This window comes from Flavobacterium daemonense, from assembly GCF_007341385.1.
GTDB classification, from domain to species: Bacteria; Bacteroidota; Bacteroidia; order Flavobacteriales; family Flavobacteriaceae; genus Flavobacterium; species Flavobacterium daemonense.
Genome location: NZ_VJYD01000013.1, coordinates 98269 through 124773, shown reverse-complemented (window position 1 = coordinate 124773; position 26505 = coordinate 98269). Strand labels below are relative to the sequence as shown.

General features: G+C 35.2%; 19 protein-coding genes. 10 read left to right on the top strand and 9 right to left on the bottom strand.

Features of this window, described 5'->3' with window-relative positions:
• Window positions 1–206 precede the first annotated feature (206 nt).
• The 3 genes from FND99_RS16185 to FND99_RS16175 all read left to right on the top strand — a co-directional run bounded on the left by FND99_RS16185 (window position 207) and on the right by FND99_RS16175 (window position 4155).
• Window positions 207–1061, top strand: a complete 855-nt coding sequence (locus tag FND99_RS16185) for a DMT family transporter (protein ID WP_144338981.1) — start codon at window positions 207–209, stop codon at window positions 1059–1061.
• Between the two features lie 445 nt (window positions 1062–1506).
• Window positions 1507–2793, top strand: coding sequence for a Glu/Leu/Phe/Val family dehydrogenase (locus FND99_RS16180; protein WP_246074233.1), 1287 nt, complete (start codon window positions 1507–1509; stop codon window positions 2791–2793).
• Between the two features lie 138 nt (window positions 2794–2931).
• Window positions 2932–4155 carry a sterol desaturase family protein gene (locus FND99_RS16175; RefSeq protein ID WP_144338980.1) on the top strand — a complete coding sequence of 408 codons (1224 nt, stop codon included), beginning with the start codon at window positions 2932–2934 and terminating at the stop codon, window positions 4153–4155.
• A 188-nt stretch (window positions 4156–4343) separates the two neighbouring features.
• Here the strand turns inward: FND99_RS16175 and FND99_RS16170 are convergent, their stop codons facing one another.
• Window positions 4344–5942: a DUF6377 domain-containing protein gene (locus FND99_RS16170; protein ID WP_144338979.1), complete on the bottom strand. Its 1599-nt coding sequence runs from the start codon at window positions 5940–5942 to the stop codon at window positions 4344–4346.
• 484 nt (window positions 5943–6426) lie between these two features.
• On the opposite strand from FND99_RS16170, the gene FND99_RS16165 reads away from it, so the two are divergent.
• The 6 genes from FND99_RS16165 to FND99_RS16140 all read left to right on the top strand — a co-directional run bounded on the left by FND99_RS16165 (window position 6427) and on the right by FND99_RS16140 (window position 16166).
• A complete protein-coding gene (locus tag FND99_RS16165) occupies window positions 6427–6948 on the top strand; it encodes a DUF5004 domain-containing protein (protein ID WP_144338978.1) in 522 nt (173 codons plus the stop codon).
• Window positions 6949–6956: 8 nt separating this feature from the next.
• A complete protein-coding gene (locus FND99_RS16160; protein WP_144338977.1) occupies window positions 6957–8039 on the top strand; it encodes a hypothetical protein in 1083 nt (360 codons plus the stop codon).
• A gap of 29 nt (window positions 8040–8068) precedes the next feature.
• Window positions 8069–11083 (top strand): SusC/RagA family TonB-linked outer membrane protein, encoded by a 3015-nt coding sequence (locus FND99_RS16155; protein ID WP_144338976.1) that lies wholly within the window; start codon window positions 8069–8071, stop codon window positions 11081–11083.
• 25 nt (window positions 11084–11108) lie between these two features.
• Window positions 11109–12611 (top strand): RagB/SusD family nutrient uptake outer membrane protein, encoded by a 1503-nt coding sequence (locus FND99_RS16150; protein WP_144338975.1) that lies wholly within the window; start codon window positions 11109–11111, stop codon window positions 12609–12611.
• 262 nt (window positions 12612–12873) lie between these two features.
• Complete coding sequence (locus FND99_RS16145) at window positions 12874–14121, top strand: glycoside hydrolase family 71/99-like protein (protein ID WP_144338974.1); 1248 nt, start codon at window positions 12874–12876, stop codon at window positions 14119–14121.
• A 26-nt stretch (window positions 14122–14147) separates the two neighbouring features.
• Window positions 14148–16166, top strand: a complete 2019-nt coding sequence (locus FND99_RS16140) for a glycoside hydrolase family 97 protein (RefSeq protein ID WP_144338973.1) — start codon at window positions 14148–14150, stop codon at window positions 16164–16166.
• 257 nt (window positions 16167–16423) lie between these two features.
• Here the strand turns inward: FND99_RS16140 and FND99_RS16135 are convergent, their stop codons facing one another.
• The 3 genes from FND99_RS16135 to FND99_RS16125 form a co-directional block, all read right to left on the bottom strand.
• Window positions 16424–17341, bottom strand: a complete 918-nt coding sequence (locus FND99_RS16135) for a hypothetical protein (RefSeq protein WP_144338972.1) — start codon at window positions 17339–17341, stop codon at window positions 16424–16426.
• A gap of 455 nt (window positions 17342–17796) precedes the next feature.
• On the bottom strand, window positions 17797–18231 hold the full coding sequence (locus FND99_RS16130; protein ID WP_144338971.1) for a DUF6526 family protein: 435 nt from the start codon (window positions 18229–18231) through the stop codon (window positions 17797–17799).
• A gap of 257 nt (window positions 18232–18488) precedes the next feature.
• The gene (locus FND99_RS16125; RefSeq protein WP_144338970.1) at window positions 18489–18983 is read right to left on the bottom strand and encodes a DNA-deoxyinosine glycosylase; all 495 of its coding nucleotides are present in this window, start codon (window positions 18981–18983) and stop codon (window positions 18489–18491) included.
• Window positions 18984–19177: 194 nt separating this feature from the next.
• Between FND99_RS16125 and FND99_RS16120 the strand changes: the two genes are divergently transcribed.
• Window positions 19178–20185 (top strand): helix-turn-helix domain-containing protein, encoded by a 1008-nt coding sequence (locus tag FND99_RS16120; protein WP_144338969.1) that lies wholly within the window; start codon window positions 19178–19180, stop codon window positions 20183–20185.
• A gap of 96 nt (window positions 20186–20281) precedes the next feature.
• Here the strand turns inward: FND99_RS16120 and FND99_RS16115 are convergent, their stop codons facing one another.
• The 5 genes from FND99_RS16115 to FND99_RS16095 are packed head-to-tail and all read right to left on the bottom strand — an operon-like array spanning window position 20282 to window position 26504.
• The gene (locus FND99_RS16115) at window positions 20282–21481 is read right to left on the bottom strand and encodes an NAD(P)/FAD-dependent oxidoreductase (protein ID WP_144338968.1); all 1200 of its coding nucleotides are present in this window, start codon (window positions 21479–21481) and stop codon (window positions 20282–20284) included.
• A complete protein-coding gene (locus FND99_RS16110; RefSeq protein ID WP_144338967.1) occupies window positions 21478–22005 on the bottom strand; it encodes a low affinity iron permease family protein in 528 nt (175 codons plus the stop codon). The genes FND99_RS16115 and FND99_RS16110 overlap by 4 nt, the downstream gene beginning before the upstream one ends.
• 7 nt (window positions 22006–22012) lie before the next feature.
• Window positions 22013–24832 carry an AsmA family protein gene (locus FND99_RS16105; RefSeq protein WP_144338966.1) on the bottom strand — a complete coding sequence of 940 codons (2820 nt, stop codon included), beginning with the start codon at window positions 24830–24832 and terminating at the stop codon, window positions 22013–22015.
• A gap of 12 nt (window positions 24833–24844) precedes the next feature.
• The gene (locus FND99_RS16100; RefSeq protein WP_144338965.1) at window positions 24845–25702 is read right to left on the bottom strand and encodes an MlaD family protein; all 858 of its coding nucleotides are present in this window, start codon (window positions 25700–25702) and stop codon (window positions 24845–24847) included.
• A 22-nt stretch (window positions 25703–25724) separates the two neighbouring features.
• Window positions 25725–26504: an ABC transporter ATP-binding protein gene (locus tag FND99_RS16095; protein WP_144338964.1), complete on the bottom strand. Its 780-nt coding sequence runs from the start codon at window positions 26502–26504 to the stop codon at window positions 25725–25727.
• Between the last annotated feature and the right edge of the window lies 1 nt (window position 26505).

Genomic DNA, 26505 nt, shown 5'->3' with positions numbered 1-26505 from the left:
TATATTTTAGTTCTGTTTGTCATTTCGACGAAGGAGAAATCTCCACAAGAAGCTCTACAAAGATTGGCTTATTGGAATGGAGTTACTAGCGAAGATTTCTCCTTCGTCGAAATGACAAGATTGGGCAAACCCGATAGGTTTTTAAAACTTTTCGGGTTTTTTTACTATTATTTTAAACCCTATTTTTGCAATTCAAAATTCAATTTATGTTATTTCTTATTTTAAGCATTCTCTGCAGCGTTACGGTTGGTGTAATTTTTAAATTAACCCGAAAATACAATCCTGATCCTGTCCAGATTATTACTTTCAATTATGTAATGGCATTAATTCTTTGCTATTTTACCTTTAGCCCAGATATTGCCGAAGTTCATGCTGATGCGCCTTGGAATATTTATATTGCAGTCGGTATTTTGTTGCCCATAGTTTTTCTGTTTTTATTTTCTTCAATAAAACATATGGGAATCGTAAAAACAGACGCAGCACAACGATTATCTCTTTTTATTCCGATAATTGCGGCCTGGCTTATTTTTAAAGAAGATTTTAATTCGTATAAAGTTATTGGTTTGATAATCGGATTTATAGCGCTTTTATTCATCTTAAAAAAACAAACAGAAAACGATCAAAACAAATGGATTTATCCAGCCGTAGTCTTTCTAGGTTTCGGAATTATTGATATTCTTTTCAAGCAAATTGCACTTTACGTGCTTTTGCCTTATACAACTTCTTTGTTTGTAGTTTTCGGTATTTCGCTAGGGATTTCGGTATTAATTGTACTTTACAATCTAATGTCGAAGAAAGAGAAACTGCAACCAAAAAACATGTTATTTGGAGCTTTGGTCGGAATTTTTAACTTCGGAAACATATTATTTTATTTAAAAGCGCATAAAGCATTTTCTGAAAATCCTTCAACTGTTTTTGCAGGAATGAATATTGGTGTTATTGTTTTAGGAAGCCTTGTTGGTCTTCTTTTTTTCAAAGAAAAATTATCCAAAATTAACTTCATTGGTGTCTTTTTAGCCTTAATTGCTATTGTTTTTATCGTTTTTTCTCAATTAAATTAAAATTTTTTAGTAGTACAAAACCTTAATTTACAATGGTTTCTGAATTATCTTTAAAAGTTTTAAAAATAAACTCTATTAATTCTATAGAATTTATAAAATATATTTATAAATTTGCTTCAACAATGAAAAACTTTAGTCTAAATATCATCCCGTTTGTATGCAGCTTGACGATGTGCTGCATGTCAAACCGTGCGATGAAATGGCGTTAATAGAGAAAGTACTTGTTAGTTATTTTTTTTTTTAGCCTTTCATGCACCAATGAAAGGCTTTTTTTTGAAAACGTTGTAATAATCAAGATATGAGATCAAATAGAAATACAAATATTATGATGCATTGTTGTCTGACGAAAATTCCGTGTTGTACCTGCAGTTACTGCCGATTTTATTTCACGATACAATAATGCGATGTCCAAATCAAATAAACTAAATATTTAAAGTATAAAACTATGAGTTCAGAAATTATAAAACAGAATCCGTTTCAATCGATGATTGATCGTTTTAATATAGCAGCCGACATTCTTAATTTAGATGAGTCAATAAGGCTGAAACTACAGCGCCCTGAAAAGCAAATTGTGGTCAACTTTTCGATTACGCTAGACAATGGAAAAGAGCAGAATTTTGAAGGATACCGCGTCATTCATAATACAGCTTTAGGTCCATCAAAAGGCGGCATCAGATATGATACTGCTGTAAATCTTGATGAAGTTAAAGCGTTGGCAGCTTGGATGACTTGGAAATCTGCGGTTACCGGAATTCCTTTTGGAGGTGCAAAAGGCGGAATTATTTGCGATCCGAGAACGCTTTCTAAAACAGAATTAGAAAGAATAACCAGAGCCTACACAAAAGCTTTAGCCGATATTTTTGGCCCAGAAAAAGATGTTCCAGCGCCTGACATGGGAACTGGCCCTGACGAAATGGGCTGGCTGATGGATGAATTTTCAATCGTGCACGGAAAAACAATTCATGCCGTTGTTACGGGAAAACATCTGCATTCTGGCGGATCGTTGGGAAGGGTAGAAGCAACTGGAAGAGGCGTGAGCATCATTACTTTATTGGCACTTCAAAAACTAAAATTAAGACCAGCTAGATCAACGGTTGCGATTCAAGGTTTTGGAAATGTTGGTCTTCATTCGGCTTTGTTTTTATTCGAAAAGGGGCTGAAAATAGTTGCCGTAAGCGACGTTTCAGAAGCGTTTTATAATCCGGAAGGGATTAATATTCCGGAGTTGATTTTGTATTATAATTTAAACAATAAAAGCATAAAAGGGTATCCAAATTCGGTTGCAATTAAGCACGAAGAATTATTGCTTTTAGATGTCGATGTTTTGATTCCGGCAGCAAAAGAAGATGTAATTACGCAAAATAATGCCAGTGATATTCGTGCCAAAATTATTGTAGAAGGCGCAAACGGACCTGTTTCATCTGATGCGGATAAAATTTTGCATGAAAACAACGTTTTGGTAGTTCCTGATATTTTGGCAAATGCCGGCGGTGTTACGGTTTCGTATTTTGAATGGCTTCAAAATTCGCTTTTAGAATCGTGGAGAATTCACCAAATCAATAAACGTTTGGAAGATATTTTAGAAAAAGGGTTTGAAACTGTTTTTAGAACGGCTTTAAAACATGATGTTACACCAAGAATTGCGGCTTATATTCTTGCGCTACAAAAAGTTGCTGATACGCAATCTGTGAAAGAAGTGGCTCTTGAAGCGCCAAAATTCAAACAAAATTAGAAATGGGTTCTAAAAGATAAAGAGCATTTTCAATAGTCAATATCATTAAAAAAAATGAGCCGACTTTTGAAAATGTCTTTGTCTTTAGTTTATAACGAATTGTATTTTAGTTTTTTAAGAATAAAAGAAATTTAAAAAATGGAACACATTAATTTTCTTGCTTTTGCAATGCCTGCTTTTTTTCTGTTTTTGTTTTTAGAATATAAATTGGCGCAGCACAAAAAAGGACCAGAAATTTTTAACTATGAAAGTTCGGTTTCAAATATTAGTATTGGTATTGCGGAGCGTTTAATTAATTTATTTATTGCAGCGAGTTTTTACCAGCTTTATTATTTTATTTACAATAATTATAGGCTTTTCGATATTCCGAGTAATGTATTTGTCTGGTTCGGACTTATTCTTGCTACCGATTTTGTCTGGTATTGGTATCACCGATTAGGACATGAAGTCAATTTTTTCTGGGCAGCTCATATTGTGCATCATCATAGCGAGGAATTTAATTTTACGGCTGCAGCGAGAATTACTACTTTTCAGGCCATAATCAGAACGGGATTTTGGTGCGTGCTTCCTTTTATTGGTTTTCATCCTGCAATGGTTATTACGATGCTGATTGTTCATGGAGCCTATTCCTTTTTTACACATACACAAATTATTGGCCGAATAAAATGGCTGGAATATGTTTTTGTAACACCTTCGGTTCATGGTGTTCACCACGCTTCTGACGAAAAATATTTGGATAAAAACTATGGCGATATGTTTACCTTTTGGGATCGTATTTTCGGAACTTTTCAGGAAGAAGAAGAAAAGCCAAAATACGGTTTGACGCATCCTTTAAAAAGCTACAGTTTTCTTTGGCAGCATTTTCATTATTATTTCGAAATTTATGAATTATGGAAACGCTCAAAAGGTTTTAAAGCACGTTGGAAAGCTATTTTTGGAAGTCCAGCAAATATGGATCAAGATATTCGCCCAATATTAGAAAAGCGTTTTCTGCAGGATAAAAGCAACCCAAATCAGCGACTTCGATTTCGAAATTATCTTTACATTCAACTCGGAATCTGTACTTTGCTTTTAACAGCTTTTACGTATTATTTCGATTTGTTGAATACGCTCGACAAAGTTTTTGTTTTGTCTTTTATAATCATCACGCTTATTAATTGCGGCGCTTTGTTAGAACAAAGAAAATGGATTTATTATCTTGAATATGCACGCATTTTCATGGTTACAACTTTCTTTTTATACGAAGAAAATCTGACGGTATTTTTCTTTATTCCGCTTGCGGTAATGATTTTTGTTGAGCAATTGTTTTCGCTGAGTAAGTATTATCAGAATATGATTTTGCAGTTGGAGACTGTTGAGTAGAAAACGATTTATTTAGATTTAGTTTGTCATTCCGAGGAACGAGGAATCTCCCCAAGTAACTCCTCAAAGAAAATCCAATCTTTGTAGAGCTTGTCGCGGAGATTCCTCGTTCCTCGGAATGACAAGATTGCGAAAAAAACTTAGAATCTTAGTCCCTTAGTATCTTAGAACCTTAGCATCTCAGGACCTTATATCGTTTTAATGGCCATAATCTTCTCTTCAAAAGTATCTTTAAAGTCTGATTTGCTTTTAATTCTGGTTTTGTACGTGTAAATGGTAGCTACAGAAAGTTCCAGGAATTCGGCCATTTGATTGCTGTCTTGAATCCCTAATCGGTAGAGGGCAAAAATCCTTAATTCGGTATTTAAAAGTTCGCCTTTTTTGACGATGCATTTATGGTCATTCGGAAACAAATTATTAAAATCGGTTACGAAAGTCGGGAACAGTTTAAGGAAAATTTCATCAAATTGGTGAAACAGATTCTCGCGTTCTTCTTTGACATTATAACGCTTTAAGCTCGCAATAACTTCGTCAGTTTTTTTGGTAATAATTTTATGAAGTGTGCTTTTTTGAATATGATCAATTTTGTTGATGAATGCCGAAGTCGCTTTGATAAAATACGTAATATATTCTTCCTTAATAGCATTTGCCTCGCTCAAACTGATATTCATTTCCTGAAGTTGCGCATAAGATGAAGCCATTATTTTACGAGCTTTGTTTCTTTCTTTCAATTGTTTGAAGATAATAATCGAAAACAAAACAATAATAAAAGTCAATATAGTCAGCAGAATGATGATATTTTCAAGCTTGTCATTTTTTTCTTTTACGTTGTTTAACTGCGCTTTTTCGATAATTGGCAAAATAGACGAAATCTCAATTTTTCGATGTCTTGCGTTGTAAAATGTCGCATCGTCCATGGCGATATTGATGTATTCATTAGCCTTGTCCAAATAACCCATTTTGAAGAGTTCGTTGGCTAAATTTCGAAGTGCGACCGTTTCTTTAGTGGCATTTTTTACATCGGCAATAGCAGCAAGAGCGAGATACTGAATGGCTTTTTTGGTATAACCTCTTTCCGAATAAATATAGCCAAGGCTTGAAGTTGCAATACCATAATAATCGGGCGGAAGATTGTAATTGTTGATCCAATAGCTGAACGCAAATTCGGCGCCACGCCAATCCTGCTGTTTTAATCTTTTCAAGCTTTCGGCGGCCCAATATTCATTCGTATTGGTTCCAATCAATTCCAAAGCCTTTTTTAAGAAATGATTTCCCTGCTGCACATAATGAATGTTAAAACGCTGATCTCTATTATAATCGGCTAAATCGTAATACGCACGGGCTTTGATATTGTAATATTCAAATTTGTTTTTAATATCCAGTTTTTGGTCATCAATTACATCTAAAGTATCAATTGCTTCTTTGAACAAACCAGACGAAAGAAGTACAAAACCTTCTTTAATTCGGCTTTTAGCCAAATATTTTGGATCTTTTAAAACGATCGCTTTGATTTTGGCTTCTTCTAAATAATAGTAAGCAGAATCATATTTGAACGATTTATATTCATCAAACAATGACATATAGGTATTATATAGCTGTTCATTGTTTTGACTCACAGTAAATTTCGACACATTTCTTTTTAAAGCCTCAATTTTTCGATATTTCTGTTTCAGGTAAATATCTTTTTTAAGAAGCACTTTATCTAATTCCTCTAAAACAGGATTCGTCTCTTTCGCAGTTAGAGAAAAACCCGCAATAAAAAAACATAGAATGAAAATTCTTTGCATGGTTTTGTTTTGGTTTAGGGTAAAAAAAATCTTTTTTTGGTTTATAGAGTTAATTCGTTTTCAATTTGGGATAAGCTTGAGTGCTGTCGATTAAAGCGCTTTCAGAATTTTGGAACTGGCTTTAAATAAAAGCTTTAAAAGCCGGTTTTGAATTCAAAAATAAGATATAAATGTTAAAAGCGGTCTAATTATTTGCAATTATACAATAAAAAGAGCTTATATATATGCATAGTGAAAAAAATATCCACTTTAATTTTCATATTGTCATATTTACCATAATTTTTTGATGTATTTTCATCTAAACAGCGTCTTGATTTTTTGATTTATAAAAATAATATAAAATATTGATTTTCAGCTAATTAATGTTTAAAATCTTTCAATTTCATCTTGATTTTTCTCAGATATTTTTTTTTAGATTTATTTAACATCTAGTTTCGTTCTGTCTTTTAGAAGGCAAAAAAACTAACAAACAAACCACAAATTTATGAGATGTAAAAGTATTTATTGGTTAGCTATTGTTATAGGATTAATGGCCACTGGCTGTGATAATACCGACGACGGAAGCTACGTTGATCCGATTACCCTTTATGAAAAACTAAATGGAAATTGGGGATTGACAAACTTGAAAATGGTTGATGAAGTTGCGAAAGCAAACAAGATCGAACCAAACGAAGAAAACTTGAGCACGTACTTTAATTACGAGGATTTTAAAATTAAATTCAATGTAGATGAAAAGCACAATCCAACAAGTTATGAAGTAACAGGAAATGTACCTCCTTTATTTGCGCCAAAAGGCTACTGGGGATTAAGCTCAGATTTTCAGCCAACTAATCTAGGCGAAACAAAAATCTATTTGTTCAGTGATGCACAAAAAACTCAAAAAACAGACGAACTGAAATTATCAGGAGTGCCAGGAAGCAATGAAGAATTAGAATTCCAATTGATCCATTCTTCTGGAGGGTCTGCGTTTGTGTCTTACGTGTTTAAATTAACTGCTATTAAATAAAAAGTAATATGAAAAAATTTATATATACAATTTTACTTGCCCTTTTGATGGCTCCTAATTTTATTCAGGCGCAAGCTGCAGCCGGAGCCGTAGGCAGTATGTCATCGTATCCTGTAGTGTACAAATATGATGAAAAAGTAACGTGGTACTTTGATCTTTCGGCAACTACATTTGCTGAAAACGAGGATGTTTATATCTGGATTTGGTCGCCATCTGAGCCAGATGCAGGACATTGGGAAAACTCATCTGATTTTGCAAAACTTAAATATGAAGGAAATAAAGTTTGGAGTTTTACTTTGACGCCAACAGTTTATTTTTCTAAAACTGCAGATGAAATCGCAGCAAGTGCAGGATTTTGGTTCCGTTTAAAAGACAAAACAGGTTCTAAACAAACCGATGTTGCCAATATGCCTTACACTGATTTTTCTTCTTTTTATACTTCAAATGAATTAATCAGATCATATCCAACAAAACCTTTGATAGATAAACCGGTTAGTATCTTATTCAATTCTAATTTGAAAGATGGTTTTGCGGGTGTTCCTAGTGTTCATTTTCATAGTGGATTAAACAATTGGGCGGTTTTGCAGGAGTATCAAGCATGGCTTCCAGACGTATCTGAAAAAACAAAATTGAAAGATCTTGGAAATGGTTTTTACAGAATGGATTTGATTCCGCAGGAATATTACAATCCGCCAGCAGGTTTTGTTATGGAAAACATTACATTCTTGATGGTAGCACAAGATTGGACGGCTAATTCTGGAGACCAAATTATTTATGCTGGAGAATTTATTCCGCCACCACCGCCAAGTTTCAGCTTTTTTCCAACGGTTATCAGCCAAAAAGATTTCCTTGGAATGTCTAGAAAAAACAACGAGCCAGGTGTAAACAAACTGCTTTATACGGTAACTGCGGGCAGCAAAACATTTTCGGGCGAGTTTTCTGGAGGAACAGCCGAGATAAAAGGATTTGTCAATTTAGTTTCGGAGCTAAATGGTATTCAAGGTTTAACTGAAATTCATGTTTTGGTAAAAGACAACAAAGACAAAACAATCTCAGATACCAGCATTCCGCTTAAAACTCTAGACAAATAATTCACTATCAAATTAAAACATCAATTCTAATGAATAGTAAAAATAAAAAAATAGTCCTGCATCAAATGTGGACTACTAAAACTGCAGTATTCATGATTTTCATGCTTTTTCTTTCGGCAGGAATGTTTGCTCAAGAAAAAAAGCAGATCACTGGTACTGTATATGACAATACAGGTACTGTATTGCCGGGAGCATCGGTAATTGAGGTGGGCACAAAAAATGCCACCACAACAGATTTTGACGGAAAATTTGCTTTGACGGTAGCCGTAGGAGGTTCGATCGAAGTTTCATTTATTGGATCGGCAACTCAAAAAGTGCAAATCACTTCGGCATCAAAAAATATTGAAGTTCGTTTGCAAAATGATGGTTATCAATTGGCCGAAGTTCAAGTTGTATCTGTAGGTTATGGAACGCAAAAGAAATCAGATTTGACTGGAGCCATTTCAACTGTAAAAGCAGATGATTTAGTAAAAGGAACAATTTCATCAACAGAGCAGGTTTTACAAGGAAAAGTTGCAGGTTTAAATGTTATTCGTCCTTCTGGTGATCCTGCAGCGGGTTCTACTTTGCGTCTTCGTGGTGGAACTTCTTTGACTGCAAGCAACAACCCATTAATTGTAGTTGACGGAATTGCAGGTGTTGATATCAACGTAGTGCAACCTTCAGATATTAAATCGGTTGACGTTTTAAAAGATGCTTCGGCAACAGCAATTTATGGTTCAAGAGGAGCAAACGGAGTTATCATGATTACTACAAAATCAGGTACAAAAGGTGTTTCTGTTACCTATAGCGGATTATCAAGTATTGGTTATGTAACTGATAATTTAGATTTATTATCAGCAAATCAATGGAGAAATTATGTTCGCCAAACAGGAAATAAAGATGCTGTTGATTATGGTGCAAGTACAAATTGGCAAAAAGCAATCGAGCAAACGGCAATTTCGCAATCGCATACATTAACAATCAATTCTGGTAAAGCAGACAGCGGTTTTAGAACTTCACTTTCTTATTTAAACAACGAAGGAGTTATTAAAAATTCTGGATTAGAAAGACTTAGCGGAAACGTGAGTGCTTATCAATATCTTGGAGAAAACAAAGATGTGAAATTCGATATGGGATTATTTGCTAACATCGACAAATGGCATCCTGTTGATTACAGAATTTTTGAATATGCTTATAACTTGAATCCAACAATTCCGGTTTATACGCCAACTGGAGAATTTTCATCTGTAGCGGGTAATCAATACTACAATCCGGTTGAACTTTTGACAAACAGAACGGTTGATAATGAAAGACACAGACTTTTAGGATACTTTAAAACAGAAGTTAAATTTTTGAACGATTTCTTGGCTGTTGCTAATATTTCGTTAGAGCACAATGCAGTTCAGGCAAGCACGTACAAACCAAGCTACGCTGTTTTAGAAGGAAGTACAGAAGATGGTTATGCGCAAAAAACATACGCAGAATATACAAATGCGCAAGGCGAACTTTATGTGAATTATACTAAAGTAATTGATAAACATAACATTAGTGCACTTGGAGGATATTCTTACTTAGAAAATATTTATCAAGGTTTTGGAGCGCAAAGAAGCGGTTTCGTAACAGACGCTTTTAGCTACAATAATTTGGGTGCAGGTTACAAATATCGTTTAGGTGATGTGTATTCATATAAAGGAAAATCAAATTTGGTTTCTTTTTATGCTCGTGCAAATTATTCTTATGACGGAAAATATTTGCTGACTGCAACAGTAAGAAGAGACGGTTCTAGCCGTTTTGGAGAAAACAATAAATGGGGAACTTTCCCATCTGCTTCTGTGGCTTGGAAAATTTCTAATGAAGGATTTATGGACTCTACAAAAGGCTGGCTTGATAATTTGAAATTGAGAGTTGGTTATGGTGTAACGGGTAATCAAGACGGAATTGGAGAGTACAAATCACTTTCTATTTTAGGAGTTGGAAACGACAGTTACTACGATCCAGTTACAGGAACTTGGAGTTTGGCTTATTCGCCACAACAAAATCCAAATCCAGATTTGAAATGGGAATCTACTAAACAATTGAATATTGGTTTTGATTTTACGCTTTTCAACAGAATTACGGGTTCATTTGAATGGTATTCTAAAAACACAAGTGATTTGTTATACACTTATGAAGTGCCTCAGCCACCTTATTTAGTTGGAACAATGTTGGCAAACGTTGGTGAAATGTCTAACAAAGGAGTTGAGCTTACTTTGAATGCTGATATCATCAAAGGACCAAAATTCAATTGGAATGCTAATTTAACGCTTGGTCACAACGTTCAAAAAATCGAAAAACTTTCAAATCCAACGTATAAAACGGATGTTATCTACAGCGGTTCTTTACACGGTTTAGCGGGTATGTCTGGACAATATTCTCAAATTATTGCTGAGGGTTATCCTGTTGGAACTTTCTGGGGATTCAAAAATGCTGGACTTGATGCAAATGGAAAAATCCAATATTACAATGCAGCAGGAGCTATTGTTCCAGAAAGCGCTTTGGTTGATGCTGATAAAACAGATTTAGGAAATATCCAACCAGATTTGACTTTGGGTATTGGAATGAACTTTACTTATGGAGCTTTTGATTTAGGAATCAGCGGTTACGGAATGTTTGGTCAAAAAGCTTTGAACGCAACAAACATGATGCTTAATGATCCTAACAGATTACCGGCTTACAATGTTCCAGATGATTTCTTAGGAAGCGGCATTACATCGGCACCTAAATATTCTGATTACTGGATCGAGGATGCTTCTTTCTTTAGACTTCAAACGGTTTCTTTTGGTTATACAATGCCTCTTGGCTTGCAAAAAAAATCAAAACTTAGAATTTATTTAATGGGAGAAAATCTTGCTGTCTTTACAAGTTATAAAGGTGTTGATCCAGAGATTGGCTTAAATGCGCAAAATGGAGTAAATGGTGTTATTGATCAAACAGGTTTAGCATCTCCAGGAATTGACAGATACAATAACTATCCTAGACCAACAACGATTTCTGTTGGATTAAATTTCTCGCTGAATAACTAAGCGAATTAACTCAAAAATAGAACAAATGAAAATCAAAATAACAGCAGCAATATTGATGAGCATGCTTTTTACGATATCATGTACAGATTTAAGTGAAGACTTATATGATAAAGTAGAGGATGGAAATTTTGGAAATACTTCCAAAGAAGTTGATGCATTAGTTGGAGGGGCGTATTCTTCTCTAAGAGGATTCGCTGACGGAATATCAAACAATTATCCAACTTGTGAGTATGTATTCTTTTTAACTGAAACAGTTTCTGATGAAGCGACAATTCCTACCAGAGGTTCAAACTGGTACGATGGAGGGCAATATCAAGATGCACAGAAACATACTTGGAAAGCAGACAACCGAATGATTCTTTCGGCTTGGCGTTATAATTATACTGGAATTGCGAAGATCAACTCAATTATTTATCAAATTGATAAATCATCTTTGACTGATACTGCAAAAGCGCCAATTTATGCTGAATTAAAAGCTTTGAGAGCTTACTATTATTATAATCTTTTGGATTTATTTGGAAACGTGCCAATCGTAACCAATTTCGAAGACACTTCTTTACCATCAAATTCAACAAGAAAACAAGTGTATGATTTTGTCGAAAAAGAGCTTACAGATGCTATTCCGCATTTAAATTCAAATGTGGTGTATTCAAAAATGACAAAAAATGTGGCGTATGCTTTATTGGCTAGATTATATCTAAATTCTGAAGCTTTTATTGGAACAGCGCGTTGGCAAGATTGTTTGAATATGTGCCAAAAAATTTCAGGTTATTCATTGACGCCAGATTTCTTCGCGAATTTCGTTACTGAAAATCAGAAATCGCCTGAAATTATTTTTGCAATTCCTTACGATTCAAAAGCAGGAACTGTAGGAAACTATATGAACTCAATGTCTTGCCACTATTTGCATAAATTGACAGTTTCAGCAACAGGCGATTATCCTTGGAGCGCAAACGGAATGTGTGCTCAGCCAGGCGTTTACTCTGCATTTGACGATACAGATAAAAGAAAAAAATGTATGGTTGCAGGAGATCAGATCAATTTGGCTACAGGACAAGTGATTTTAATGGACAATGGTGAAAAGCTAACGTATACTGAAGAAGTAAACAGCGTTACTGATGCCAAAGAAAATCAAGGTGTTCGTTTAGGCAAATACGAAATGAAAGAAGGAGAAACTTGGGAACGCGATCACGATTTAGTTGTAATTCGTTATGCCGAAATCTTGATGATGCAGGCAGAATGCTACGTTCGTTTAGGTTCTCCAGATTTGGCAAAACCATTTGTACAGCAGGTTACAGCGCGTGCGGGTGAAGCAATGCCAACAACAATTGATCTTCATTTTATTGATCAGGAATTGCTTAAGGAATTTACTTTTGAAGGAAGAAGAAGAACAGACAACATTCGTTTTGGTACTTTCTTCTTGCCATGGTGGGAAAAGGGACCTACTGAAAAATACAGAGCTATTTTCCCAATTCCAAGCACGGTTTTAACAACAAATAAAAACCTAAAACAGAATCCTGGGTATTAGGTTATTGAATGTCAGTCTTCCATGTTGGTTAGTCGTGGAAGGCTGACATATTTTTAAACCTGGATTATTCTTAGGTATAAATCATGAGAATATTATTAAACACATAGAAACATAGATTTTATGTGCAGGTAAAGAATATAAATAGAAACTTATTTCTTTCACAAAGATTGCTATATGCATTGTAAAAAAGTGAAACGCCTTTTTTGAGTGCTAAAAGCTATGTTTCTATGTGTTTAAAAATAAAAACAAATATTACATCAATATGAAAAGATCTATCACCTTATTGTTTTTTGGGATCGTGAATATTTTAATCGCCGCCGGATGCAGCAGCGGTGATGACAAAGGTTCAGATAAACCCACAGAACCTGAAACATTTGCTCCAGTCGCGATTGAAAAAACGAACAGCACTAAAATTTATGTGCACTACATGCCTTGGTTTGAAACCAATGAAAGCAGCGCCGATAAAAAATGGGGATATCACTGGACAATGGCAAATAAAAACCCAAATACCATTGGAGCAAACAACCGCAGGGAAATCGCTTCTTACTATTATCCGCTGATTGGACCTTATCATTCGGGAGACAAAAATGTGATTGAAAATCATTTATTATTGATGAAATATTCAGGAATTGATGGTGTTTTAATCGATTGGTACGGAACTTATGATGTGAACGATTACCGAATGGTAAAAGAAAATACCGAACAATTAATTGCCATGCTTGATAAAGTTGGACTCGAATATGCAATTGTTTATGAAGACCGAGTAACAAAAAATGTTGTTGATGCTGGAAAAGCAATTTCGGTAACGAGTGCGGCAAAAACGGATTTGGCTTATATGCAGACCAATTATTTTCCGAATGCAAATTACATCAAAGTAAACGGAAAACCGTTGCTGCTTAATTTCGGGCCAATTGTATTGCAGACTGCTGCAGAATGGACAAATGTTTTTAGCTCATTGACTACAAAACCTACTTTCCTAACGCTTTGGGATCAATCTGGTGAAGCAGGAGATAATGCTTCTGGCGAATATTCTTGGGTATTTAAAAACAGCACGTATTTAACGAATTGGTACACGAATACAAAACCAAAACTTTCTGTTGCAATGGGAAGTGCTTATCCTGGTTTCAAAGATTTTTATGCCGAAGGTGGCGGAGGAGCAGCTATTGGATGGACAATCGAACACAATAATGGAGCTACGCTCGATGAAACGCTTTCTTTGGCTAAAAATGCAAATCTAAGTTACCTGCAATTGATTACGTGGAATGACTTTGGCGAGGGAACTATGTTTGAGCCAACAGTTGAATTTGGTTACACCTATATAGAAAAAGTGAAAGCTTTTGCTGGCGTAAAAAACACCGAATCCTATTTTGCAGACATCAGCAAATTATATAACCTAAGAATTGAAAAGAAAAACGATACTGACGCTCAGAAAAAATTAGATCAGGCTTTTAATTATTTTGTTTCGATGCAGCCCGCAAAAGCAAAACAAATAGTAAGCGAAATAAAATAAAGAGTTGTAATTAATACAATTAAATAATGAAAAACATAAGATATAGATACTGCCTGATTGCTTTAGCTTCAATGCTGATTTGCGCCTGCGGTACTAAAAAAACGACCTATAAAATCAGTTCTCCAGGAAAAAACACCGAATTAGTTTTTGAATTAACACCTTCTGGGCAGCCTGAGTACAGTTTGACTTCTGGCGGAAAATCGGTAATTGAGCCTTCTTTGATGGGGTTTGAGTTTCAAGGAATTCAAAAAATGACCGATGGTTTTGAAGTGGTTTCCACCGAAGAAAAAACGTCCGATGAAACTTGGGAACAGCCTTGGGGAGAATTCAAAAAAGTACGCGATCACCACAATGAATTGATCGTTCATTTGAAAGAAGCTAAAGGTGAGGAGCGCTTGGTTGATATTATTTTCAGAGTTTTTGATGATGGTTTAGGATTTCGTTATTCTTTCCCAAAACAGCCTCACTTAGGCAAAGTGAAGATTTCGAATGAAGTGACGCAGTTTACTTTCAAATCAGATAATGACGTTTGGTGGATTCCGGTGCACCGCGAAAACAGTTATTATGAAAGTGAATACCGCAAAACGCCTATCAGCAAAACAGATACGATTAATACTCCGGCAACTTTTGAAACGAAAGAAAAATTATATGTTGCCATTCACGAAGCAAATTTGACTGATTTTGCCTCAATGACGCTTTTAAAAACAAGCGACAAACAATACAAAAGCGATTTAGTGCCTTGGGCTGACGGCGTAAAAGTATATGCCGAAACTCCTTTTGTAACGCCTTGGAGAACCGTTGTGGTTGGAAAAACGCCTGGCGATGTAGCAACTTCGACTATTATGCTGAATTTAAATGAACCTTCAAAAATTGAAGATCTTTCTTGGATTACGCCGTCAAAATACATCGGAATTTGGTGGGGAATGCATTTAGAAAAATTCACTTGGGGACAAGGTCCAAAACATGGTGCTACTACAAAAAACACTAAAGAATATATTGATTTTGCTGCGAAAAACAATTTTGACGGCGTTCTGGTGGAAGGCTGGAACGAGGGATGGGACGGCGACTGGACTGCCGACGGATCTGCGTTTAGTTTTGTAAAAGCATATCCCGATTTTAACTTGGAAGAAATTACAAAATATGCAGCCATGAAAAATGTGCGTTTAATTGGTCATCATGAAACGGCTGGTGCTTCAAAACATTATGAAAGCCAGCTTGAAGATGCTTTTAAATTGTACCAAAAAATGGGCGTTAATTCGGTTAAAACGGGTTATGTAAACAAATATTTGGATAAAAAAGAATGGCATGACAGTCAATATGGAGCGCGTCATTACAGAAAAGTGATTGAAACGGCGGCGAAATACCATATTATGATTGACAACCACGAGCCAATGAAAGGAACTGGAATTCAGCGTACGTATCCAAACTTTATGTCGCAAGAAGGCGGAAGAGGACAGGAATATAACGCTTGGTCTGTTGATGGCGGAAATACACCACAGCATTTAACGACTTTACCGTTTACAAGAATGCTTTCTGGTCCGTTTGATTATACTCCGGGGAATTTCAATTTTGATTACAAAACGCCTTCTGGAGCGAGAGTTCAAACGACTTTAGCAAATCAATTGGCTTTGTATGTGATTATTTTCAGTCCGTTGCAAATGGCTTCAGATTTACCTGAGAATTATGTTGGAAAACCTGAATTTCAGTTTATAAAAGATGTTCCGTGCACGTGGTCATATACAAAAGTTTTGGATTCTAAAATTGGAGAATACACCACAATTGCCCGCAAAGATTGGGAGGAGAAAAACTGGTATTTAGGATCTATTACAAATAAAGATGCAAGAGACTTAAAAGTTGCATTGTCATTTTTAGATAACGGAAAAGACTACGAAGCTACAGTTTACGCCGATGGAGCAGGAGCAGATTATAAAACGAATCCGTATCCGGTTGCGATTTCAACACAAAAAGTGAATAATAAAAGTGTAATAAATATCAAATTGGCAGCTGGTGGAGGAACAGCTATAAAATTCACTCCGGTTAATTAATTTGAGTTAGTAGTAACTGCGTTTATTTTAGTTAAGTTTGAGCAGATGAGCCCGATTTCTTCTTGGAGATTTCGGGCTTGTTTTTTTGTTTCAAGTTTCAGGTTTCATGTTGAAAGTTTAACCGCAAAGGGCGCAAAGTTTTTTTTTCTAGATTGCGTTTAAAAACGCAAAGTTCGCAAAGCTTTATGAAAAAAACTTTGCGAACTTTGCGTAATCCTTTGCGTCTTTGCGGTTAAAAACCTCAGTATCTCAGAATTTTACTTATGCAATTGAATGTGTTTTCCAAAAGAATACGTTAAAGCAATTGTTGGTCCATTGTAGCCCCATTTAAAGAAACCGTTAACTCTTTCTTTTTCAGCATCAACTCTAATGTTTAGACCTGTATATCCGGCTGTTATACTGAAATTTTTATACAAATTATATAATACAGTCAAGTTATAGCTTAAAATACGCCCGTCAATGTTGTTTACTTTTAGAGCGAAGTAATTAAAGTTTGCATAAAGTCCCACTTTTTTGCCTAATACAAATTCGCCCCAAACTCCAATATCCGGCAGTGGAGCAGTCACACCAAAATCATCATTAAACGAGATTTGTTGTGTTTGTCCTTCAAGACTTAAACCAACATCTATTAACATTACGTGAGCACCTATTAAGGCACCTATTTCATATTTTGGTTTTGATATAAAAGCGTAACCGTAAAATACTCTAATAATCTGATTATCAAAAAATGCTGAAACACGTCCGTCAACTGGATAAGTATGATCACCAAAGGTGATATCCTTTTGAAGAACTTTTGTAGATCTTCTGTTCAAATAAAAATATTCAGAGCCTAATCTTGATCTTCTTGAAATGCGCCACTCAAAAGCAGCAGTAAAGGATTCACTACTTTTATTAAATCCGAGATCTTTTTCAAAATCGATCATATCTCCAAAGTTACCATTATTGCCTCCTACTTCTACTTGTGTGTTGTTAATAGGGAAAAAAGCACCGGCCGAAAATTTGAATCGTCTTGCGTGCCAAGGCAAATCTTCAGGATCATAATTCTGAAAATCATCTGCTTTGGAATTGTTGTTTTGTAAGGCGGGTAGAGTATCAGCTGGAATTTCGGCGGTAGTTTGTGCTTTCACCGGAATCCAAAAGAGGCAAACTATCATAAAACAAATTAATTTTTTCATCGGATTTAATTTTAGAGTTTTTGATAAATTTTTAACACTTAAAGTTAACAAAAAAAATCATTCATTTAAATTTTTGATGTTTAATATTTAATTAATTAGTTTGATTATCAGTTTGATATGGAATGATGAGGTTTTGATAACGAAAATTTCTTTTGAAAATAATTGTCGCGTGAGGGATAGGAGCATGCTGCCGAAGCAGCGCGGATAGCCCGACAGCAATTAAAAAAAGGCCTGATGAACGCAATGTTGATCAGGCCTTTTTTTAATTGGTGGCACGCCCAGATTAATTATGAATTGTTAATTATGAATTCTTAATTGTTAATTGTGAAATGTGAAATGTGAAATGTTAATTGTGAAGTGATCCAGATTGTGTGAATTACAGTGCGTGTCCTTCGACTTCGCTCAGGATGACATAGAGAGAAATTTATAATTAACAATTCATAATTAACAATTAACTAAACTCTATTATAATCCGCTTTCCAGTGAACGATTGCTTTTTTTATAGAATCTCCTGGAAGATTATTTTTAAGGGCATCTTCAAGAAGTGGCAAAAATTCGTTGTCAGGTGCGAAACGAAGTGCAAATATTTGATCATCAGTTAATTTGTATTCAAATTCTTCGAGCCTTTTTCCCGTAAGTGTAAAATAGCGGTAACGGACTTCCAAACGCACTATTCGGTTTTGGAGTATAAGCGCATAATGTTGGCGGAGCATAAAAGCCAAAAAGAACAGAAAAACAAAACCAACGCTGATAAACGACCAGATAAGCGTATCGCTTGTAGTGCAGGCAAAATAAATGCTGAAAACCAAAAAAATGATTAAAACGGGATAATATATAAAATGATGCGGGGTGTAAAATCGTATGTGATTGTAATAAGTTTGAACTTTCATAATTACTTTTTTAGATCTTGATTAAAAAAACAAAGCTACTCTAAAATTTAGAATAGCTTTATTTCTCAAAATAAACTAACATAACCAATGTTTCCTTTATACTCTAAACTACTTAAAGTTTGTAATTCTATTTATTTGAAAAAAGCCTTCATACTGCATATAAATCTTCGTTTATTTTGGCTTTAATTTCTTGATAGTAAAATTACATCGAGTCTGGAGGTTTCTGTTATATTTTAATTTGAAAATGTTATATGATTTCAACTGCCGGTTTTTAAAGTGCCGATAATCTTCCATTCGGCTAATTTTGAATCGAATGATTTTCCAGCATTTGCCGGACTTGTGGACGGAAGTGTATGAAGCTGATAACTGTTTTCTAAATGAACATATTTTTTAAAGAAAGCATGCGCTTTTTGCCCGTTGAAGAAAATAGTTTTGATATTGGGATGTTGTTTTAAAAAAGTTTCAAAATCATTGGCGATTTCGTTTTTGATGGCGCTATCCAGACTTCCTACGCGATCACAATATTGGAGAACATCCCAAAGTGCAATTTTATTTTTTTGAAGCAATGCTTTTCTGGTTTCATAATCCTGCGAGAAATCCTCGTTGAGAATTTGAAACATAAACTTCCAAAAATTATTCTGATTGTGTCCGTAATATTGGTTTAATTCCAATGATTTTGTGCCGGGCATTGTGCCGAGAATCAGAATTGTAGCATCATTTGACGAAATGGGTTCGAACGAAAAACTTTTCATTGTTTTTTTTGAATTAAGAAATTTTTTGTTTGAGTTAAAATTATCATTTCGAAGTAATTATAAAACAAAACCGTAAAATTATATAACATTTTCAAGAACGCTTGTGCGAACTTTGAATTATTGATTTTTAGAAAGCTAAAGTCTCTTTTTTAGCCAAATCTGAAATCAAAATGTCAAATTTAAATGTACGCAAAATGAAAGTAGTTACCATACATACAGAGCAAATTCAAACCGTATTTAATGAATTGAATGATAATTTAGGTGGAAAAATCATTTTTGATTTTGATGAATATACGTTGGATATCAATAGTGATTTTGCAAAAGGTACCATTACAGGCGCTTCATTTAATGATAATATCTCGTACGTTCAGTTTGACATGACGTTTTCTATGGCAGTGAGAATGGATTTTCTAAATGTCATTTCAACGCCTGTTTATTTTGCGTATTGCTCAAAAGGCGGTTTATCGCATAGCTTTGGAATCAACGGCGAAGAGCGACAATTTAAACCTTTTCAGACTGCGATTTTAGCGTCGAATAAAAATCAGGATAATGTTTTGTTTTTTGACAAAGACGTCAATACAAAATTGACGTTGATTATTGTTGGAACTCAAACAGAACAATCTTATTTGATGCCTTCTTTAAACCAAAAAGTAAAAGAAACTTTTTTTGAAAATAATGCCATGCAGAATTTCTTTTACATGGGTTCGTACAACTTAAAAATTGCCGAAAAAATTGAACAGCTAAACGCCGTTACACAAACCGGAATTGTTAGAAATTTATTGAAAGAAGGAATTCTGAAAATTATTTTGGCAATGGAAATTCAACAACATAGCGACGATTTAAATTCGTTTTCAAAAGATTCAAATTGCTTGACTTTGAAAGAAATGGAAGAAATCAAAGAACTTTCAGAATTTATCAAATCAAGTCCAGAAGAAGCTTTCACGATTAAATCATTAAGCAAAAAATCGGGCTTATCGCCAAGTAAACTTCAGGAAGGTTTTAAAATGATCCACGACAGAACGGTAAACGATTATATCACCCACATGCGCGTTTTGAAAGCCGAAATTTTAATGCGCACTTCAGACCTTAATATTTCCGAAATCGTGTATTGCATCGGTTTTACTTCAAGAAGTTACTTCTCAAAAATATTCAAACAAAAATTCAACTGCAGTCCAAAAGAGTATAAGTATAATTTTTGTTAATAGGAAGGTTCTGAGGTACTAAGATGCTAAGGTTCTAAGGTTCTAAGTTTTTTTCTTAGTACCTCAGAACCTTAGCATCTTAGCACCTTTTCTAAGTCATCTCCCAAATCGATAATACTCCAAGTCCATATTGATTTTATTGTTCATGGAATCCAGAATAGAATTCATTCCGATGATGCTGAAGGTGATTCCGTTACCGCCAAAACCGAGTACATAATGTTCGTTTTTTTTAGGATCTGGTTTTCCAAAATAGGGAAGTCCGTCTTTGGTTTCGCCAAAAGTTCCCGCCCAGGAATAATCAAGTTTGAAATTGATATTCGGAAACTTTCTTCGGAAAGATCTTAGCAAATATTGTTCTTTTTTCGGAAGCAATTTATCTCGTTTTTTTGCATCAATAAAATCTTCATCGCCTCCGCCTACAATCAGTCGGTTATCACCCGTCGCTCTAAAATACAAGTACGGATTTGACGTATCCCACAAAATAGAGTTTTTAAAAACAGCCGGCAAATCAGGCAAACTTTCAGATGCAATAACGAACGTGCTTTTCAAATCGACCACTTTTTCTTTTAAGGTTTCGGTGCTTTCATAGCCAGAACAATGAATAATGTGATGCGCCATGATTGAATTTCCATTTTCAGTCTGGGCAATAAACTTTCCGCCTTGATTTTTTATGGATGTTATATTCGTTCGGTCAAAAACTTTCAATCCGTTTTCTTGGCAATAAAAAATTAAATCCTGCGCCAAATGATACGGATCGACAACCGCCGCAGTTTTAGACTCGATTGCTGCAATTGCTTTTAAACCCATTGTTTCCAGTTCGGCTTTACTCAGCCAATTAACATCAAAACCATGTTGTTTTCTGGTTTTGAATTCATTTTTTAAAAACGGAATATCTTTTTTGAGACTGCAGAAATAGATGCTTTTTTTAAATTCAAATTCGCAGTCGCTTTTGATGGTATCGATAATGGTTCTCAAGTCAAAAATGGCTTTTTTGCCGTTTCTGTAACTGTTTACCGCACAATCTGCTCCTCGTAATTTGATCAATTCATGCAACGAAACATCAATTTCGTATTGAAGCAACGCAGTACTTGCGGCGGTGCTGCCGTTGCAAACGTCGCGCCTGTCGACTAAAACCGCTTTTTTTCCTTCGCTGATCAATTTGTAAGCAATCAATGCACCTGTGATGCCGCCTCCAATAATCAAAATTGGTGTTTCTAAATTTGAATCTAAAGACGGATAACTTGCCTGCATTTTGTGTTTTAAAGGCCAGAAAGTTTCTGTTGAACGTAGTTTCATTTTTTGCCAGTTTTTGGGGTAGTTGTTGTTTTTGGTTTTTTAGCCGTTTTAGAAGCAGCTTTAAATTGATTTCTATTTTTATCTTTTCTTTCATGCGATTCGTCTGCTTCTGCAATAGAATGAGATTGTCTAATGGTTTCGTCTTTTTTAGCCAATTCGCTCAGTCTGTGATAATATTTTTTAATAATTTCCATCTCTTCCTCCGTCATACTTTCGATGTCAACGAGACTATTGCTGGACAATTCGTTTGAAGCTACCAATTCATTTAATTTAAGCTGAATGGCAAGCGAATCTTTGTTTTGGGCTTTCTGAATCAAGAAAACCATTAAAAAAGTAATAATCGTTGTTCCGGTATTAATCACGAGCTGCCACGTTTCTGAATAACCGAAAAATGGTCCCGAAACGGCCCAGACAACCACAGTTAAAAAAGCGATAATAAAGGCTGGAGTACTTCCTGTTGCTTTACAAACTGCACTTGCAAATTTTTCAAATGCGCTGTTTTTATTTTGTTTTTTTGCTTTCATTAGAATTTTATTTTTTGGTTTTGCTTACTTTTTCTTCTTTAATTACTTTGTTGTGTTTTTCATCATAAACCGCCGGATCAATTGGTTGTCCGGTTTTGCTGAATATTTTTATTTTGGGATCTTCATGCGTTCCTGTGATTACAATTGGAAAACCAATTATTCCAAAAGGCGGAAGTCCTAATCGCATTCTTAAATCCAAGAGTCCGTCAAAACTGGTTGTACCTTTTATCGTTGGCCTGAAACTAGCCACCGAAAACGTAAATGGCTCAATATAAATTAGGTTGTTGTCGATTGTCGAGTTGATTTCAATTCCTTTCATATCAGGATTATCAAGACCTTTTTGTCCGGTTTTCGAACTTATTCCGTCAAATAATTTCAAGCCTTTTACCTGAACATCACGCAGGTTTATGGTACCGCCTCCGTTTAATGATTCGTAAATTGGACCCATATTTCCGTTTAAATCGCCTTTGACATTATAATCGACAGAAATAATTCCCTGCGCTTTTTCGGCAACGGTCACCATATCATGAAACATCGGAATTTCTTTGTACGCGCGTTGCACGCTAAAATCTTTGGCTGTGAAATGCGCGTCAAAATGTGCGGTTGTTGGCGATTCATCTTTATAAGAAGCATTGATTCCTAAAATGCAGTCAATGATACTGAAAGTAGCATTCTGCAAATAAAAATTGCCTTTTTCAATTCCTGTTTTGCCTGAAAGTTTGTTTAAAACCAATCCGTTGTATTCTACTTTATCGGCATTTGCGGTAAGAGAAACATTTAAGTTTTTCGGAATCATAACGACACCGCTCATTTTCGGATGATCTTCTTTAGCGTAATCGACCTCTAGCTTTCGGTCATTATTTTCGCCATTTTTCAAAGCCATAAATTCATCGACATTGATCAGTTTTGATTTCATATTGAAATTCCCGCTCAAAGTTCCGTGCGATTCCAGAAAATAATTGATGGTATTTAAAAGATATCCGTTAATATCAAAATCTGATTTTCCATAAGAAGCATAGAATTTTTCGAACCACATTTTTTCATTCTGAAAACGGAAATTTCCTTGTTTGATAAAGAAAGCTTTCGGGAAAAGTTCTGAAGTTGCTTTGATATTTTTCAGCAGAATTGTGCCTCGGTTGTCCAGTTTATTATATTGTCCCGTTGTCGCGTAACTTTGTTTTCCTTTTAACGATAAATCGGCTTTGGCATAACCCGTTACATCAACTCCTTTTTGAGAGAAAACCTGATAAATTCGGCCCACATTCAATTCACCTTTAATTTTTGCATTGTAAGCCAGATCACTGAAATCAGAAAGCGTTGCATTTACATACATCGGATTTCCTTCAAAAACAAATGATGCAGGCGCCACAGCCACAATCAAATCTTGATATGTTCCAGCTTTGTTGAGCACATTGGCAACAAAAGTGATATTGGTAATTGGGTTAGGGTAAGAGTTGGTTTTCAGCCAGCCGTTGTGAAGCGCAATACCGCCAATTGTTTTTGGAAACAGTTTTTTTGAAGTGCTGAAAATTCCTTTTGCCTTGATATTTGTTTTTAAAATTCCTTTTAAATCAACTGAATTCAAGCCTAAAGCCGCATCAACAACTGCGAGATCCAGCGCGCCTTTTACGCTGGCATCGATTGTCATTTCGTTAAAACCTTTGCTATGCAAATAAGCGTTGAAATAATCTTTTTCGCCCACTTTAAATTTAAAAGTTCGGAGATTGACAAGCAATTGTTCCCTATCTAAAGAAGGAAGCATCGCATTCAAATCCATCTGAAAATCAGTCAGCGGAACGGGAGCATTTTTATAATTCACCGCGCCATTATTAATTTTTAGATTGAAAGCTAAATTTGGTTTTTGTTTTTTGCCAGCATTATAATCTCCTTTAAGAGTAAAAACGAGATCGCTTCTACCTGAAATATCTGTTTTTTCCAGCCACGTTAAATATTCTGGTGGCATTACAGAAAGCAAATCTTTTACTGTTGTGTTTTCAGATGCGGCTTTGATATTGATTTTATAGCCGTCTCGTAAAATGGTAAAAAGCCCCGTAAATTTTAAGGGCAGTTTATTGATATGAAGTTCATTTTTTTGAAGAATAAACGAAAGTGCGTGCGTATTGATACGTGTAATCAAATCAGCGCTGACGTGTTTTCGTCTCAAATATCCGGTGCGGTCGTAGTAGAAATCTAGATTGTCAATTTTGGCATTGGTGCTTAAGTCGAAAATGTCGTCGCTGAGGTTTCCTTTTCCAATGTAATTAAAACCTCTAGCGTCAACCAAAATTTTGGCGGAACGATCGTTGTATTTGACATGACAGTTTTTAAGATCAATTCTTTCTAGCCGAATTGCAGTTCCTTCTTCGGGTGCGTTTGGGTCATTTTTTTCGTTTTTCCGATCTTCTAGCGCAATATAAACATTGTAATTGGCTTGTCCTTTTTCGTTGACCATTACATTTATTAAAGCATCAGAAACGTATAATTTGTTGATTTTTACTTCGTTGTCAAAAATCAGTCTTTTTAAGTTTATTCCAAAAGCTACTTGATCGGCTTTTAACAAAGTATCATTGCTGAAAGGTTTTGAACCGGTCATTGACAAATTATCCAACGAAACGGTAAGCGACGGAAAATGAGTGAAAAAGGAAAGCTTAGATTTCGTAAAATCCAATTTTGTATCTAAACGTTCGTTGGCGATTTTTTTAACTTCTGAGGCAACTTTTCCAGGAAACAACAGCGGAATCACAAACAACAGGAATAATATTCCTGCAATCGTAATTCCGGTCCATTTTAAAATCTTAAGGCTTATATTTTTATATGAAGTTTTCATGGCATATAAATTTTACTGTTTTTTTTCAGGCTCTTTTTTGGCATCTTGTTCTTTTTGCTTGTCCTGTTTTTCTTTTTCGTCTTTAGCTTTCTCTTCTTTTGCTTTTTCTTGTTTTTCCTTTTCTTGCTTTTCTTTTTCTTCTTTGGCCGCTTTTTCCTGTTCTGCTTGTTTTTCCTGTTTTTCTTCTTGTTTCTTAGCTTTTTCTTTCTCTTTTTTCTTGAAATAGCCTCTAAAAAGGAAATTGCTTTTTGCAGCTTCCATATTCTCGCTGAAACCTTTTGTGCCGCTTTCTAGATTTGAAAGTGTATTTGAAACGCTGTTTGCCATTTTATCATCGCGGACTAAACGTGCTAGAGCGCCGTTTCCGTTGTTCATGCTATGGCTGAAAATCGCCAATTCTTCAGAAATTACGCCCACGTTATCCACGCTTTTTTTGACGCTTTTCATGATGTCATTCATTTCAATTCCGTCAATGGAAGCAATTGTGCCGTTGTCTTCAATAATTTTTGTTGACTTCACGCCTGGAGAAATCGTCAAAACTTTGTCGCCCATTAATCCGTCAGAACCAATTCCTGCGCGGGCATCGGTTTTGATGAATTTGCGGACTTCGTCTTTGATGACCATTGAAACGATTACCGAAGAGTCATTTATAATTTGGATTTCTTCTACGGTTCCAATATTAATTCCGGAAAAACGAACATTATTCCCGACTTCTAAACCGCTCACCGTTTTAAATTTTGAACTGATGTGGAAAGTCGAGCCAAATAGGTTTTTTTGTTTTCCAATGAAATAAACGGCCGTTATAAACAGCAGTAAACCAATTGATACAAACATTCCTAATTTCCAAGTATATCCAGATTCCTTTTCCATGATTTCTACATTTTATTTTGCTTTATTCAAAAAATGAGCGCACCCATTCGTCTTCGTCTTTTTCTAGTTCTTCGTAAGTTCCTTCGGCGTGGATTTTTCCATCTTTCAAAACCATAATTCTGTCGGCAGTCAATTTGGCGCAGGCCATATCGTGCGTAATAATTATTGATGAGGTTTTTTGTTTGTGCTTGATATCCAGAATCAATTCACTGATTTCTCGCGATGTGATCGTGTCGAGACCCGTTGTGGGTTCGTCGTATAAAATAATTTCGGGTTTTAAAATCAGCGTTCTTGCAAGACCAATTCTTTTTCTCATTCCGCCAGATAATTCGGCTGGCATTTTATCGATCGCATCACTCAAACCTACATTTTCCAGCGCTTCAATAACTTCATTTTCAACTTCATCGGCAGTCAAATCTCTTTTGTGTGCTCTTAAGGTAAAAGCAAGATTTTCTCTTACCGACATAGAGTCGTATAAAGCGGCACTTTGAAACAGAAAACCAATTTTTACTCTCATTTTATTGAGTTCGCTTTTGCTGAGATTTAAGATGTTTTCGTCAAAAACTTTTATCTCACCTTTATCAGGATTTATCAAGCCAACAATGCATTTTATTGTTACCGATTTCCCTGAACCAGAGCGTCCTAATATGACAAGATCTTCTCCTTTGTTCACGGTGAGATTTACGCCTTGTAAAACTTTGTTGTCTTTGCCAAAGGTTTTGTGCAGGTTTTTAATCTCGATAATCGGAGCCTGATTTTTATCTTTTGATTTTGGGTCGCTATTTTTCTTTTCCTTTATCATC